A 15,767-nucleotide genomic window follows, 5' to 3' on the forward strand; every position below is an offset into this window, starting at 1 on the left:
TCAGAAGCGGGGAAATCAGCTTCGCGCCGCCTTCGGTCAGGACCGCGCGAACCTCGGCGCCATGCTCGGCCAGCCGGCGGGCCAGTTCCGGGGCACGGTACGCGGCGACGCTGCCGCTCACGCCCAGCAGGATCTTCTTATTCGTGAGAATGTGCATGGTTGCCGCCCATTATCCCAGCAAACGCCGGTGTCGCGTCATTTCTTTGTAAACGCGCCGCCATTCGCCCTTTGCGGAACGCCTTCCAGTCTGCAGACTGCACGGCATGGCCGGTTCAAGGATTAGCCAGTGGCCGAGTTCCACCCGACCCCGGGAACGGTTCCTGAACGAGGGAGTCGATCGCGTGTCGGACGCCGAACTGCTGTGCCTTCTTCTGGGATCGGGCGCCGCCGGCATGTCGGCGCTGGAACTTGCGCAGGAGTTGCTGGTGCGCTTCGGCGGCATGCGCGGGGTATTCGCGGCCACGCCCCGCGAACTCTCCGGAGTGCGCGGAATCGGCGCGGCCAAGGCCACCGTGATCGCGGCGGCCCGCGAGAGCTACGCCCGGTCGCTGAAGGAAAAGATCACGACAGGCCGCCGGCTGAGCAATTCGGCCGACAGCGAGCGCTTTCTGCTGGCCCGGCTGCGGGACCGCCGCTACGAGACCTTTTGCTGCATGTTTCTCGATTGCCGGAACCGGGTGCTGGCCTTTGAAGAGATCTTTCACGGCACCCTCGACAGCGCCATGGTCTATCCGCGGGAAATCGTGCGGCGCGCGATGGAACGCAATGCGGCGGCGGTCATCCTTGCCCACAACCACCCAAATGTTGCGGTCACAGATATGTTGCGAAGGCGGCATTGCTCATTGTCGACCATAGTAAAACCCGAACCAAACGCAACATAAGAGTTTGACATTATCAAGAATACTTGAAAATCTGGGTCCTGGTGTCGGTGTAAGTCAAAGGTTGTTCTCCTCACACAGAGCATTAACAAGGTCTTGCCTAGACATTTTGCGTCTTTTGCCGCCGCGGGGTGATACGCGACGTAAACACGCTGAAATATACACCGCTGCTCTTCGCGGCAGCGAAATGTAAAGCGAGAATATCGTCTTGCTTCTTCGTTTTCTGCACAAGCGGGAAACGGTCATATTCTCTCCTTATGGATTTTATATAACTATTTGATTTCCCGTTTCTTTGATCGGATCTGGGTACTCGCCGTCAACCAATAACGGCCAAGGGACATGTTCTATGCGCTCCTTTTGCGCTAGGCGCCAATCGACGAATTGATCAGGACGAGGCTTGAGGGAACCGCTAACAGGATCGCAATCTCCGGGGCTCCCTAGAGAGTATCGGCTTGAACGGGTTACTGTGGATAGCAACAGCAGCACGTTGAGTGCAATGACCACGGTAGCGAATTTCGTCGGGGGACCCGAGGGGAGTTTCTTGAACGAGGCTAGGAAAATGAACATGATTGAGGCTGGGTGAAACAGATAGAGCGTCAGCAGGATCCAAATCAGTCCAAGGTCCGGACCGCCAAGTCCCTGGATAGCAAACAACATGACGAGAAAACAAGCGCCGCCAGTTCGGCCGTCACTAGCGTCAATATTCTTACGGTTTTTTCAATAGGCCTTTTCGATTATGGCACCCTGGAAATAGGAAAGACGATCACCTAATTCGCAAATATCACTTGGTGGCATAGGCATAGTGGACTTACCGGCGATTTATTTGAAAGCCTAAAAGTTCTCTAAGGGCGTATTGGACGTTACTCCGGGATAGCGAAAGTGCTGCCGCAGCCACGCCTTTAGTAAGATGCAAGGAACATCAAGTAGAGGAAAATCCACCATGCCTATGCCACCAACTCCAAACTATCCCGACCTTACCGATCCTGATCGGCTCTCCGAGTTTGTCCTTTGGGTGCGAGGAGTGCTTGATTGCCTCACCGACGAAGAGCAGGAAGACGAATATGGCGATTTGTTCATTCCAGATCTGCGCTACCTAATGCGTAAGAGCTTCCAGGATGCGTATGCTCATTTCCAAGACGTTGCCAACAGTGCAAATGGCATGGAAGAACATATAGCTTCCCGGCACGGTCTCGTCGGCACGCAACTGATATTCAAGCTGACTGTAGTGAAATATTGGGCAGGGCAATTTGGCCAGCAGGGCGGGCCGTCCCTTCTCCGGCGGTTCTTGAACGCCATCAATACGCTGCTTGGGAGCATTGCCAGTGCACTACCTGGATCCGCTGCTGGGATGATTCTGGAGCTTAAGGACGCTATCGAGAACTCGATAAATGCGGAATAACCTAGGCGACCCGCCTGTTGATGTACACCCCACCGCAAGGGATTGAAAAGACGGACATAATTGAAGAAATTAACATGGCACAAAGCTATATTCCAACGTGGCTAGGATCCAACGGAACGGTCAACGATCAGCCACAAACGCCTCTAGAACAGAAATAAATTGTAGGATCGTTCTACTATCGCAAAATAATGTAGTGCCTAGTTTAGGCATCTGTCCGAGTGAGGAGGAGGAAGAATGACTAAACTCGAATTTCGAGCATACGGCAAATGGTGCGGCCCAGGCTTTCCGGAAGGAGGAGATCCTGAACCAATAGATGAGATAGACCTCGCTTGCAAGCTACACGATAAAGCGCATTCAAATAGCAACAATTGGTCGGAAGCCGACAGGGACTTTGTTGCGAAAATGAACGGTGTGCTTTCAAGTCGAATCGTCTGGTCTTTGTCTTCGAGGCGCCCGTGCATATGCACAACGCCAGAGAAGGTCGAACTACCCGGTGCAGGCAGTGCCTGGCCGGCAAAGCTCATATCCGCAGATGGGATGTCTGGCAGAAACTCGACCAAAGCGCGTTCAAGAAGCGTGTCGAAGTTTGTGGTGACTACACAGTAGGCCTGTTGTCCAGATCACGCGATAGACGAAGAATCGTTCGATGCTGACCGAGCTTGGGATTGTCAGGAACTGCGAGTAACTTTGAGACGGCATCCGTCACCGCGTCTGGATCCGCCAATCTTCGGCTCAGTGACCCAAGCACCTCCTCGTAGCGCCCTTCTCTATACGCACGATTCTCCGAGTCTGCCTTTCGTACAGCCAGAGACTCGTAGGTGCGGTCGGCTAGCAACGCAAAATCCGGCATTTGCGGCGCGATAACCCCGGTTCCGCAGAGTAAAACCACCTCACCGGCAAGAATGGAATTGACAAGCTTACCGGGAAATTCCGGACCATCGTTCGAGAAGCGAAGGGTCACGGCTCAACTCGGCGGAAAGATGCGCATTATCCACCGCACGCAGGGTGAACGCTACAGAGTCAATTCCGCGCTGACCCAAAGACCGAGTTTAGGTCCCGAGTTGCAACCTTACCGATGGTTGTATTGAACTATATTGATCGGTACCTGATCCCCTGACAGCTTATGCCGAAAGGCGCTCATGTTCCGAAATTAGGTACTTCAGATAGCTGCGAATTAAATCGCAGAACAGACGAGCCTCATTGATATCAAGTTCCAATCCTTCCCTTAAGTCCATGCCATGGCGCACTCCACCACCGGTCGTATCGGAGAGATAGCCGTGCAAGGTCTCCAGCCACCGCAGTATGTGACGTAGATGGCCTGATTCGTGCTGTCGCAACTCTCGGCTGATTTTGTTGAAGTAGCGGCCCTTGATACTACCCCCGAGAATCTCGTTGCTCCGAAAACCCGTCGCAATCGTTTCCAGAAGCCACAGCAACTTGTGGACGGCCTGACGGCCATCGCCCTCGCTAAGTGCACGTTCGGAAGCAGTGAGTGCGTCTTGGATTAACGCTTCGGCCAAGTCATCAAGAGATGGCGCACGTTCCGGCACAGCAATCGGTGCATGCGAGCCAGTGGCTATAAGTCTTGGGGGATCAATCTGAAATCCGGCATCGGCGTCGTTCAAAATACTATTGATTCTGTTTAGAGGTGGCATAGCCATGAGGGGGTAGCGGGCCTTAAGCGTTTCGCACCCGTCCCAAAATGCCTCAATGAACAGCGGCGCGTTTTCCGCCGCCTTTCTCATCACATAATCTAGGTCGGTTGACGCCCAACCCTCGTTACTGCTGCGTTGGTACGGTTCGCCTGCTGCCGTAGCGAAGTGGGACTTGAAGTGCTCAAGAATTTCTTTTCTCGATCCCTGACCGCAAATCCTATCAATCAATCTACGGAAGGCCATGTCAACCTCAGGCTTCACGGCGCGCGGGCTCTCGTACCGCCAATTTCCGTCAAACTCAAGCATTCTTGAGCCTGCCTGATGCAAGAACCAACTTCGCTGCTTCGTGAATGGAAATGGGCTGGGTTGGATCTTTCGCGCTCGGCCAAATAAGACTGTTACCGGCAGGGGGCGAAAATTCATACTGAGCTTTGTTGGCGTTCCATTTTGCTACTGTGAATTCCAAGTGCAGATTAGCCGCCAGATCCAGTAGTGCCCACCCGCGAGCATCTGTGATCATTGGGGTCAAAACCCCGCAAAACTCGTTTCCAAACTTCAAAATCGTGATGCGGCCGTATGGTTGACCTCCGTCGATTAGTGCCAAAAACCAATTGGAATCAATTGTTCCCTTTCGCAATTCGGGAGGCCAAGAATTGACAGTTTCGTGTGGAACCGGCCTGAGAAAATTTGCAAATTGAAGACAGAACTCATTCACTTCTGCCTTCACATCTTGTGACATTAGTCCTGGTTTCTTCCTGTTGGGCCGCTGGCGAGGTTGAATGAACCTCTTGTAAACAAGACGCAAGACTGATGCGACAAAAATGCCCTCGTTAGAAAACACATATCGGTACCCAAGCTGCTTGAACCAATAGAGGAAAGAAGCCCTTAGACAGGTAATTAGAATCGAACTTCGAGCGTCTAGTTCGACAGCGAATCTCGCGGCTAGTGTCTTCTCACCTAATTGCAAATCTGACTTCAATACGACGAATTCTTTATCGCAGTCGACCTGTATTGACCTCACTGGAATGCGTCTGTCCTCTCCTTCTACTTCCAACCATTGTCTGAACCGTTGCAAGCCATCGGAATCAGCGGAATCTGACAGCACTCTATCTACGAGGTCGTCCCTTTGCAGCCCTTGAGTCACTGCGTCGGCCGATTCCGCTTCAAAAAAACTGCCAAACCCGTTATCCACATCTCTTCGCTGCAGCACCCGTTGTCCCCCACCTAGGGAAGCAGGGACAATATGGCCCTTGGTCAAGCCAATATCTTCATCAACATGAAGAATCGGGCAAAAGAAGTACTTGAATGGCTCTCCAGTTACAGATCTGAAGTCAGATTTATATTGTTCCAGTTTGAGGCCTAGTGGTTCTCTTGCTGTCAATTTATTTACGTGCTCCATCATCAATGTCTCTTGGACGCTCCCGTTCAATTTTGATTGGCGCTGGCTTTGCGCTGGCGAGACGCTTGGGGCTTATGCTAACTAGCCGACGCTCCCGCTCCGTGCCTCCATACTCGGACTCCGCACTTTATGGGAATTTTAATCGTTCGGAACTTGTTCTTCGATTGTAGCTATGAGATTGTCGTTGAACCCGAATACGCCATATACCTGTTTATCAAGTTCGCAATCGGCTGCCACCTGCGCTTCCTGTAGTGCAAGAATCTCCGCTTTCCTTTGTTCAAATCGTTCGAACCAATCTTCTCTGGCTGCACCAACAATCTCAATCTCGTACTTCTTCAACTCGGCACAGAACTGCCGCCAGCTCAGTGCCTCGAAGTTGCCAATTTTTTTGGTCGTTCCATCCAGTCCAAAGTCTGCGACAAGCAGTCCAACGAGGTTCCGCTTGATTTCGGCAATCTGGTCTGAAATGGTTTGTATCGTCTGTACTTGATCGACGATGGATTGCACAGTATCAGGCTCGGCCACAGGGATTGGCAGCGCCCGCAGTTGCGGTGACTGAAATTGCAGATAGCCGCCGCTCATACGCAGCGACCCAAAGAATTGATCGTAAATGAACGCCATTGCCTTCGAATTCAAAATGCCTGCCAAGAATTCCAGAGGTAGTTCCGACTCGTAAACGCAATTGGTATTGATCGAGCAAAGCTCTCCAGCAGCGTCAAAAACCGCTTCGGGCCGCAGTGCCATTTTGGCGAATATGATCTTTGGTGCGGCATATATGCTGCGCCGATGATCCGATAGATCGACATCGCCCAGGCGGACTGCTGGCCTCGTGAATATGCGGCGCTGCGCCGTTAATGGCTGAATCCCCCAGTACGACATATAGCGGTCAATCGTGCCGGTGTTAATCATCGGGGTTGCACCGATCTCGTGCTCGATAACTACTTGGGAAAGCGTGTCGGCTTCACCGGCCGTGGAGGTTGCATTGACCTTGGCAATGTCTACCAGGCGCGAACACTTGGCGAGCACAGTTGACAGTTCATCACTGTATTCCGAAAGAATTAGAGAGAACATGCGATTAGGCAGGGCGTCGAGCTCACTTGCTTCAAGTTCCCGGATTGTCTCAACGCGCCCCGTGTCGGCATCACGTTCCGCGTAGGCTGTCACATCATCTCGGTTATCGGATTTGTGCAGGATTGATACGATTGGATAGACAGACGGGTCCTGAAACACGCGGTCTGCCGACAAGTTCAGCACGCCGCAAAGCTGAGCCATATCGCGTATCAGGTTTCGGATTCCAACACCGTAGGGCGCAGCAAGATACTTGTTCGGCGTAATCAGCCCCACGAAGCCATCCTCACGTACAAGAGTGAGAGAAAGTTCCATGAACAGGATATAGAGGTCGTAAGCGCCGCTCGCCGCGGCAAACTTCTTCTTCCAATAATCCTTCGTCTCTTTGCCTGCGTGCCTCGAAAGCTCAAGAGCGCTGACGTACGGTGGATTCGTAACTACAACGTCAAACTCACCACCGGCAAAATCTGACCAATCGAAGGCATCTCTGGGAGCAAGCGCCGCAGCGTCAACAACGGAATTGCCGACTCGAATATTGTCATCGAGATAGGTAAGCGGTTGGCGGGGATTCGCGGTCTTGAGCCACAGGCTCAGCTTCGTTATTTCGACAGACTCGGAATTGATATCGACACCGAACAGATTGTGCTCGAGGATATGCGTGTCCCATCGGAATAACTCGTGCTGCCCTGCAACGAGATTTGCGAGTTCCGCGTTGACCAGGTTGCCTTCGTTCAGCAGGTAGTCGAACGCAGCGATTAGAAACGCTCCAGACCCGCACGCTGGATCGAGCAATTTAATCTCTGAAAGCGCATCCTTGTATCGGCCCCAAAACTCGACATGCCTGCCGATCTGTGCGTTGTACCGAACCTGTCCCTTGTTCTTTCCACGCTGGATGAATTGGATTGACGCATAGTCATCGTCCGTCAATTCCGGAAGCTCGCCCTGCCCGAGTTCTTGCTTTTTGTTTTCCAACACCTCGCCAAGCGTCTGTTCAATCATGTATCGAGTAACGAATGCGGGAGTGTAATAGACGCCTTCGGTTCGCCTGCGGCTCAGGCGTTGGTCAAAATCTTCATAATCCTCGGCAGCCGACAGTTCTTCGAGATCCGTTATCGACTGTTCGAGAATGTGGCCAAGCACCTCTACGCTGACTTCAGTCTTGAACTCGTAGCGCCCGATTGCCCTAAACGCCTCACAAATCTCATCGCTTACTTGAAGTTCGGCGATCTCTTGGGACTGCCGGAACAAACCGCCGTTGTATGCGGGAATCTCAATCCGGGCACCGCCAACTTCCAGTATCTGCCCTTCGTCAATGGCTCGGAACAGTCCAAGAAAGTTCTGCCATACGGGAACGGGTGCGAACGGATTGTGCTGGGTGAAGGTTTGCTCAAGCACATTCGGCGGAAGCAATCCTGTGTCCTCCGCGAAGGCAACGAAAATTATTCGATCGAGAATTGTCTGTGCAAGACGTAGGATTTGTCTGGGCGTCTTATCCGGGTGCGCTTCCCGCAATTGGCGAAACAGCGTTACGCGCACCTGCCGGTAGTCGCCGTAGAGCGCGTTCGTAATCTCCTCTTGAACAGCCTCACTTTCCTGGAGGAGTTGCAGCGTGTGCCCGCCCAGCAGATTCGCTGCGCAAAGCAGCGTGTGAAAACGAGCGTATTCTTTCGGATCAGTAAGCTCCTGGAGGTTCCAGCTCTCGTATAAGGCTCGGCCATATCCAACAGCGTACAAACGGACCTCGACGTAGTTACTTACGAGCACCCAGCGTGCACCCGGCGCGTCCATCGCGTATTCCCAAGCCTGCTGAACCGGCGTCTTGTTTCGGCCCGGCATTATTGCGTCGAGATCGCGCAGCCTTGCCGACTTTAGCTCGAACGGTGCAACGATATGGCGTTCGTCATCCGTGAAATGCCCGAGGGCTACATCGACTGCTTTACGATCGACGCCGACGGAGCACTCTGGTTGTAGCGTCCATTCCTCGCGGTCATCAAACCCGGTATAGCCGAGCACTCCAATCAGGATGCGTTGAGTGAAATGCCCGTGGACTGCGACCTCAGATTGCCGATGAATCGCCCGGGACTCGATCGTTGCAGCCCAATTTTGGATGACCTCGGCGTGCTCTTCCGGTAACTCCTCAGGAGCGTTCTCGGTTATCCGGCTAATGATGCGAGGATGAAATAGTGGCACGCGAGCCCTTGAATTATTCCATTGTCGAAGCGCATTGTCGCAGTTATGCGCCCACTACCCCAGATACTGCATGAGCAAAAGGTGTAAGGCGTTAGTATCTCGACATAATTCAGTGTTTTAGAGCACTTTCGAGCGACACCCTTCCCGTAGTAGATTGTAGTCAACAACTGATCCTGTTTCCAATCTGAACCCGCAAGGGACGCTGGATTGAAAAATTTTTCACGGGATGCATGTCGAACCGGAGTCAACCAGCTTTGCACGCCTGCCAGTTGGGCACCTTATTCCAGGCCGCTCACGATCAACAATCAACAGTGAGTCCTGCTTCCCCGTGCGCGGTCGAACAGGATGAGAACTCGATGGGGAGTTCCTTCCGTATTCCTGGGACAGAACCTTTCGCTCAGGTTCTTAAGAACCTGTCACTTTACAGATCAAATATTCCGTCTGTTTTGGTAAACTGAAGGTCTGGGGGTTATTGACCGAATGAACAAGCGAGTTCACGAAGCATTTGATTGAATCCCGGTCGCTGCGGCGGCCGAAATGCACACTGCAAAGTCCCTTGCAGTCACCTCGACCCCAGTCTCACGGATCCTGACTTCCGTTCCGCACGGCGGCGCGGGCACGCCCTAATCCGGCATCCCGCTGGACCGACCGCCAGCAAGCGTCGCCGGCGGCGCCTTGCGCGCCCGGAGAGGCTGCGATGAAGGATGTCACCTATCAACTTGACCGAGCCATCGTCACGATCATGACCGAGATCACCGAGGCGTCGATGGTCGATCTCGTCGCCGAAATCGACCGGCTGAGCACGGACTACTTCTACAAGACGATCGAACTGCGCATCGCGTCCCCGGGAGGCGAGTTGCTTGCGCTCGACTACTACTTAGACGCGATGGGGCGATTCCGGCGGCGCGGAGTCCAGATATGGACCCGGGCGCTTACGCAGGCCGGCAGCGCAGCAGCTTCCATCGTGTCGCTGGGCGATGGCCCCAGGACCGCCGGACGCACTGCCGTGCTCCGTTATCACTTCCACCGCGTCTCCGCGGAGGGCGACATGACGGCCTACACGGCCACGGCGCTGCAGCAGCTGTTGAGCCAGACGGACCGCAAAATGGTCGGGCAGATCGCCGAGCGCGCATTCCTCGGATATAGGCGCAACGCCAACCCGCCGGAGGAACCCGGCCGTCCGCAGCGTGGATCGGACTGTTTTGCGGAAACAGACTGGCAAATCATGAATCGGTTGACGGGCAGGAGATTCGACGTCGATTTCCATACGACTGACGAGACCAAGCGGGCGTGCCTGGCGGCGATCCGAAAGCGGGTTGCGGAGGAATGCGAACAGTCGCCCGATGCGACCGGGTTTCTTCTCCTCTACGGGGAACTCTTCGGATTCGACCTCAATATATCTGCGGCGTTCGCCTGCGAACTCCGGCTGATCGACGGACTGGCCGATGAGGACAAGCTGGATTCGCCGGCGGTCGAGCCCGGCAGGCGCCTGCACAGCGTCGAGATTCCGGAGTGGCGCAACCTGTTCCCTCCCCACGGCGAGATCGCGCGCGCGGACCTGTGCCGGCACGTGATGGCGTTCGGCGAGACGGGTTCCGGAAAGACCCAGTCCGCGATCGTCCCTCTGCTCAATGGCATATTGCGCCAAGCCGACCCGGCGCATAAGGCCGACACGCCGGTGAGCTGCGCGCTCGTCATCGATCCGAAGAAGGAGCTTCATCAAATCCTGGCGAGTCAGGCGCCGGCGGGCGTTGCCGTGCAGGTTTTGGAAACCACCGGGAACGGCGGCGCCGGGTTGCAGCTAAATCTCATGAACGGCCAGTGGGCCATTGCAGAGGACTTCGTCAAGGACGACATGCTGGGGACGGCCCAGAAGATTCTCAAGCGCTGCGCTTCGTTCGCACCACAAAACCCCGCCTTCGAATCGTTGCTCGGACGCGGGGCGGGCGACAACGCGTATTGGAAGAACCAGGGGGTGCGGCTCGCCCAGACCATCATCGCTCTGCTGCTGGTCGTCTTCAAGTACCGCGCCGTCATCTTCGATCCGAAGAACTTCAACCCGATGGCGTACTACCTGAAACTGAAATTGCGCACGTTCGGCGTGACGGCGGGTCTTTTGGCGCCGAGCGCGGAAATGGCCGGACGTGCCTATGTAAGGCTGCTCAAGGAACTGAAGGGGATCGGCGACGCGGCGCGCGCCGATCCCAATCCCCACTCGGAATCCTGCCGGGTGCGCGGCCGGTGGCTGTTCACGCTCGATGAGCGGCGCGCGCTGCGCAAGGCCTGGAAGGACTATCGTTCACGCATCTGCTCAAGCCAGCGGAATAACACCGAGTTGCGCGAGTTCATCGACGCTCGGGGCAAGGCGTTCGCACGGCTGGCCGCGAGCCGGCTGCCCCTGAACATGTCCGAAGTGCTCGACGGACTCCAAGCGGTGGCCGAGTCCTGCTGGGACGCGGCCTGCCCCCTGCTGCCGGACGAGGCCCTGCGCCCGTCGAAAAATCTCATCGCGCTGGCAGCCATTTTCCAGCGGCAGTTCTTTGTCGGCGGGTCCGGGAATCACGCCGATGAAAAGGATCAATGGGTCGATCAAGACGGCAGGCCGAAGTATCTCGCCTACAGCTCCAGAGGCCGCGCCAAGCACATGTTCCTGGCCCACCGCCTGGTGGAGGAGTACCTGCGCGATCTCGTATCGGGGACCCTGGAAATCGACGACGCCTTCGACGAAGTGGAATACTTCCACAGCCTTGCCACCGTGCGCAGGGACCTTCAGCACTACATGGGGCTGTTCGGCTTCGCCAAGCCCGCCTTCACGGACTTCAGCGATTCCGGACCGGCGCAGGCGCTGTTCTTCGGATGCGAGCCCTTCCTGCTTGCACGTAATACCTCGGCGGGAGGCGATGAACAACTCAATATGTTCAGTCCCGCCATCAACTCGGAAAACGGCGGCACGGTGTACGTCTATCAGCCGTCGCTCGGGCATGGCCGCGACGCGCTCGTGGCCCGGGCGCTCAAGGCGCAGTTCTTCGAGGCCGTCTTAAGCGACGAGAAGCGGCAGGAGAACGGCTCGGACTTGCCCCTGGTGGCCTATGTCGCCGACGAATTCCACCGCTTCATCACGTCCGATGTCGTGCACGGCGAGCAGTCATTCTTCGACACCTGCCGCTCATTCGGCGCCTTCTGCGTGGTCGCCTCGCAATCCATGTCGAGCCTGCATCACGCCCTGGCCGGGGTCTCGTTCACCAACAAGGATGCGAAGGCGGTGGAAATCCTGCTCAACAACACGGGCACCAAACTATTTTTCCGGACGACGGACCGGGCGCTGCATGACACCATCGACCGGCTCTGTCCGCTCACGCCCTACCTGCCCAAGTCAACGGAGGTCCGTCCACCGTCCACGCTGCGGCCCGGCGAGTGCTATGCGGTCGTGACCGATGGGCGGTTTCTGCGATGCAAGATCGATCTGAATGCGACAGGGCGGAAATAGTATCCCCGGATCAAGGAAATAGCCGGTCAGGAATTTGTAGACATTGCGGAGCCGGTTGAGGAATTGGCGGTCACTAAATCAACTCCCTATCCCATAGTAACGCCGCTGACGAAATCCCACCGGATCCCGCGCGCCCCAGTAACTGCTCGTTACGAGCTTCTGGCTTTCTACGCATCGCGCAGCCTGCATCAGTCGGCGATGGTTCTGAATGGACCAGTATTAGGTTGTAACCGGCCTTTGCTCAATCGCCAATGGGTCAGGCACCCATTCTGAATTTCGTCAACAAACATCTCATCTCTTGCTTCGCCGTGATACTCCGGTTCGGCCTACCCATTCGAGTGCCATGGCACGAGGACTACTACTGGAATCGAGCGAAGATGACAACTCCTAAAGGCGGCGATTCTCCTCGCGGGAAACTACCATACGGTGACCATTCTCTCTAAGTCCGAGCAAACTAAGATTTGGGATTTACTTGCTTCTTCAATTATAATTCCCAATATGGGAATCACTTCTGCTGCCACATCTTTGCCAAGCATCAAACCCGTACCTAACGTCTCACTGCCCGATGCGCTGTTCACACGCACCCAGCAGCGCGTGTTGGGCATCCTTTATGGCTACCCCGAGCAACGCTTCAGCGTTAGCGAAATTATTGCGCAAGCGGAGGTGGGTTCTGGAGCTGTGACGCGCGAGTTGCTGCGGTTGCAGCGCACCCGTCTTGTTACAGTAACCGCAGAGGGTCGGCGCAAGTGCTACCAGGCGAACAAGGAAGCAGCGATCTATAAAGAACTGCGCGGTCTTGTTAAGAAAACACTTGGCTTTGTTAAGACGATCCGAACTGGTCTTGAACCTGTCCGGGAAGAGGTCGAATTGGCGTTGATTTATGGTTCGGTGGCCAAGGGGAACGATACTGCCACCAGCGATATAGACCTAATGATCGTTTCTGACTCGCTTCACAGTTTTGAAGTATTTGAACGCCTGATTCCCGCCATGGGGGAATTGCGGCGGCTAATTGAAATCCGCATCTACGGCGTCGAAGAATTTCGCGATCAGTGCAGGAAGAAGCGTAATGGTTTTGTGCGGCGTGTGCTTGAAGGGCCGATTCATTTCGTAATCAACTCAAAGGAAACTGTCGATGGTCTCTGCTAACAAGAATCTGCAGAATCTTGTTTCCGCCGGCCAATTGCATCTCGAAGCACCTGACGCGGATGACATTCGCCACTATTTGCAGCGCGGAGATCGGTATTTGGCAAAAGCCAGAACCGCTGCCAGCGACGGCAACAATGACGATCTCTTCGACTACTTGTATGTAGCGGCTTTCGCCTATTCCTGGGGTGCGTTATGCCTTGCTGGATATCGCGCACGAGATCGGTACCTTGCATTTCAGTGTCTGGCTTACACAACCGACATACCAAGGGAAGATTGGGTTTTCCTCTCCAAGTTGCACAATACGCGAAACGACTTGGAGTACGGATCGAGAGGAAAACCCCATATGGCGCTGTCCAGTCTGCCTTCAGATTGGCCGACACGGTTCCTGCAGATCACTGAAAGGCTGAACACGGATGTGTATCGAATCGTTTCAACAGCAATGTCCTCCGTTTTTGAAGGGGACGATGAGCGGGGAGCGGTAGCATACAAACCGAAGGGAGCGACCCCGTCTTGATCCCCAAAAAAGGCACACAGCCTCCGATGGTTCCCAAGGTCAACCTGCTTGATCCGGGAATCGAGCCCACCGACGCCGAGCTCGAAGCGCTGATGCGGGCTATGGCACGCGAGGTGCGGAAGAAAAGCGCCAAGCTAAAGAATGCTCAGCGCGTTGCGCTTTATTTGACTTGCGGCTGCCGATTGTGACCCCTGAACATGGGGGCCTCTCGAAATAAGTACTGAAAGCAGTTTTATCAACCCGGGCCCCGACCGATCAAAGCAAGCCAAACGCCAAGCAGGCGCGCGTTAAGCACGCTTCGCGTCCTTGTGCCGCGGTAGTTAAACGAGAACTTTTCCCTCTTCCCGTGAAAGGGGTTTGAGCGAGTAGACTCCCTTTCTCCCGGGTACGCTATAGATGAGCATTTTCTTTGACATCCGATAAAGCCTGGAGTTTATTTCCTGGCGCTTGGTGATTTTTCCGCTGAGGTTGTAGAAACCTATCAATATACGATCAATACTGGCAACGCCGCCAAGTTGTTCAATTAAATTAACAATGTCATATTCCAGCCTGTCCGATTCAGTAATGCTCAACTCTTTGATTAGTTCTTCTGGAAGATCCTTTAGCTCTGCTGGCTGAAGATACAGACTCGTCACGCGGGTTTCTACTGCTTTCTGTTGCTGATCTTGCGTATCTTCCAGAAATTTCTGCAGCTTTTCAAACCGATGAATCCTCTTCTTATAGCGTGATGTCGTTTTCTCATTGTCAGTATCCTTTTCTATTGAAGAGCGGTACAGGCGAATGTGCAGCTTGACGAGATCGACGAAATCTTCTATGTTTGTCATGTTATTGGCTCCTTCTGTGGTGCTGGAGGAGACGGGATTTGAACCCGCACGGGCCGCGTGGAATGTGACTTATTCCGGCCCACCCGAATCCTAACCGGGCGCGTCTACCATATTCCGCCACTCCTCCATCAATGACTTAGAAGGCGAGTTACTCATGAGTAACTCGCCTTCTTTTTATAGTAGCAGAACGCCACTCAGTTATCAAGCAAATATCGAGGAATGACTGAGAAGGCACTGAGAAGGCACTGAGCATTTCGTCCGATTGACGCTTCTGGCGCATTTTTCACAGCAGCATCACGCCTGATCGCGAACGTGAGACGTGCGCGATCAGCTGTGTGCAGCGCGACAGATCGTTAGGTGCGAGCTTCTGCGCTAGGCTAGTCAATCGGGTAAGTTCCCAACATGCATTGCACAGGCCGCTAAGTGTCCTTTCGAAATGCTCGCCTTACCGCTCTGCGCGCTGCTTGACGGGCTGCTCCAGCGCTTCCAGCCGCTCCAAGGTGGTTTCTCCGGACGTATAGCGCCCCGCCGCCAGTGCTTTCGCCAGCCGGCGCAGCCGTGACAGGCGCACCGGCGCGAAGTAGAGCTGTTCGACTGAGACGTTGATGTGCGGCGTGTTCGTGGCAGGGCGGTCGTGAGTATGCCCATGTATGTTTACCCAGCCATCCGGAACCTCACGCAGCGGAACGTGGGTGAACACGAGTTGCGGCTCGCCCGCTGCGAACAGCATGGCGTAGACGGCGTCGAACCCCTCAACGCGCAGCACGCCGCCCTTCGCCGTCACGTCGTGGTTGCCCGGCACCAGGATTTTGCGCTTCCCAGGCAGGCAGCGGACACGCTCGAACGTGCCCTCGTTCAGTGCACGGCCCATCGCCAAGTCGCCGACGAAGACCACCCAGTCGTCGGTTCCCACTTGGGCTTCCCACGCCGAGAAGAGCGCCTCGTCCATCTCGGCCACATCGCGAAAAGGCCGGTTGCAATACTCGATGATGTTGACATGGCCGAGATGCTGGTCCGACCATACCCACGGATCGATGTCCTCGGGCAGATGCCCGGAGCGCCAGCGCGGCAGGCCCTGCGCCAGGGACTTGACGGACCGCGGAACGCCCCTTCGCTTGCCCGCATCGTCCACGCGCGGCGCAACGAGCGAGCGAGCGTAGGCCTTGCGCAAGGCCTTGTGTACGGGCATGTGAGTCGGGTTTTTCAT

The 15,767-nt window shown here is 55.1% G+C and carries 13 protein-coding genes and 1 tRNA gene; 5 read left to right on the plus strand and 9 right to left on the minus strand.

Going from position 1 to position 15,767, the window contains the following annotated elements; genetic code table 11:
* Positions 1–157 (minus strand): bifunctional 4'-phosphopantothenoylcysteine decarboxylase/phosphopantothenoylcysteine synthetase (locus F4Y00_07695; protein ID MYE04837.1); only part of this gene is annotated, 157 nt, incomplete at its 3' end.
* Positions 158–263: 106 nt separating this feature from the next.
* Between F4Y00_07695 and radC the strand changes: the two genes are divergently transcribed.
* Complete coding sequence (gene radC / locus F4Y00_07700) at positions 264–881, plus strand: DNA repair protein RadC (protein MYE04838.1); 618 nt, start codon at positions 264–266, stop codon at positions 879–881.
* Positions 882–1,818: 937 nt separating this feature from the next.
* Entirely contained in the window at positions 1,819–2,277 is a 459-nt protein-coding gene (locus tag F4Y00_07705; protein ID MYE04839.1) for a hypothetical protein, read from the plus strand.
* 197 nt (positions 2,278–2,474) lie between these two features.
* On the opposite strand, the gene F4Y00_07710 is transcribed toward F4Y00_07705, so the two are convergent.
* The 5 genes from F4Y00_07710 to F4Y00_07730 form a co-directional block, all read right to left on the minus strand.
* Positions 2,475–2,837 (minus strand): hypothetical protein, encoded by a 363-nt coding sequence (locus F4Y00_07710; protein MYE04840.1) that lies wholly within the window; start codon positions 2,835–2,837, stop codon positions 2,475–2,477.
* Positions 2,838–2,872: 35 nt separating this feature from the next.
* Positions 2,873–3,238 carry a hypothetical protein gene (locus F4Y00_07715; GenBank protein ID MYE04841.1) on the minus strand — a complete coding sequence of 122 codons (366 nt, stop codon included), beginning with the start codon at positions 3,236–3,238 and terminating at the stop codon, positions 2,873–2,875.
* Between the two features lie 160 nt (positions 3,239–3,398).
* The gene (locus tag F4Y00_07720) at positions 3,399–4,238 is read right to left on the minus strand and encodes a hypothetical protein (protein MYE04842.1); all 840 of its coding nucleotides are present in this window, start codon (positions 4,236–4,238) and stop codon (positions 3,399–3,401) included.
* The gene (locus tag F4Y00_07725; GenBank protein ID MYE04843.1) at positions 4,231–5,334 is read right to left on the minus strand and encodes a hypothetical protein; all 1,104 of its coding nucleotides are present in this window, start codon (positions 5,332–5,334) and stop codon (positions 4,231–4,233) included. Before F4Y00_07725 ends, F4Y00_07720 begins: the two co-directional genes overlap by 8 nt.
* Positions 5,335–5,469: 135 nt before the next feature.
* Positions 5,470–8,589: an N-6 DNA methylase gene (locus F4Y00_07730; protein ID MYE04844.1), complete on the minus strand. Its 3,120-nt coding sequence runs from the start codon at positions 8,587–8,589 to the stop codon at positions 5,470–5,472.
* A 697-nt stretch (positions 8,590–9,286) separates the two neighbouring features.
* On the opposite strand from F4Y00_07730, the gene F4Y00_07735 reads away from it, so the two are divergent.
* The 3 genes from F4Y00_07735 (at position 9,287) to F4Y00_07745 (ending at position 13,736) form a co-directional block, all read left to right on the plus strand.
* Entirely contained in the window at positions 9,287–12,076 is a 2,790-nt protein-coding gene (locus F4Y00_07735) for a hypothetical protein (GenBank protein MYE04845.1), read from the plus strand.
* Between the two features lie 426 nt (positions 12,077–12,502).
* The gene (locus F4Y00_07740) at positions 12,503–13,222 is read left to right on the plus strand and encodes a MarR family transcriptional regulator (protein MYE04846.1); all 720 of its coding nucleotides are present in this window, start codon (positions 12,503–12,505) and stop codon (positions 13,220–13,222) included.
* A complete protein-coding gene (locus F4Y00_07745; protein ID MYE04847.1) occupies positions 13,209–13,736 on the plus strand; it encodes a hypothetical protein in 528 nt (175 codons plus the stop codon). The genes F4Y00_07740 and F4Y00_07745 overlap by 14 nt, the downstream gene beginning before the upstream one ends.
* 320 nt (positions 13,737–14,056) lie before the next feature.
* On the opposite strand, the gene F4Y00_07750 is transcribed toward F4Y00_07745, so the two are convergent.
* From F4Y00_07750 to F4Y00_07760, 3 genes are all read right to left on the minus strand, one after another.
* A complete protein-coding gene (locus F4Y00_07750; GenBank protein MYE04848.1) occupies positions 14,057–14,560 on the minus strand; it encodes a hypothetical protein in 504 nt (167 codons plus the stop codon).
* Positions 14,561–14,583: 23 nt separating this feature from the next.
* Positions 14,584–14,687 (minus strand) — tRNA-Pro (locus tag F4Y00_07755).
* A gap of 318 nt (positions 14,688–15,005) precedes the next feature.
* On the minus strand, positions 15,006–15,767 hold the full coding sequence (locus tag F4Y00_07760) for a hypothetical protein (GenBank protein ID MYE04849.1): 762 nt from the start codon (positions 15,765–15,767) through the stop codon (positions 15,006–15,008).

This window comes from Bacteroidetes bacterium SB0662_bin_6, assembly GCA_009839485.1.
Classification (GTDB): Bacteria; Bacteroidota; Rhodothermia; order Rhodothermales; family VXPQ01; genus VXPQ01.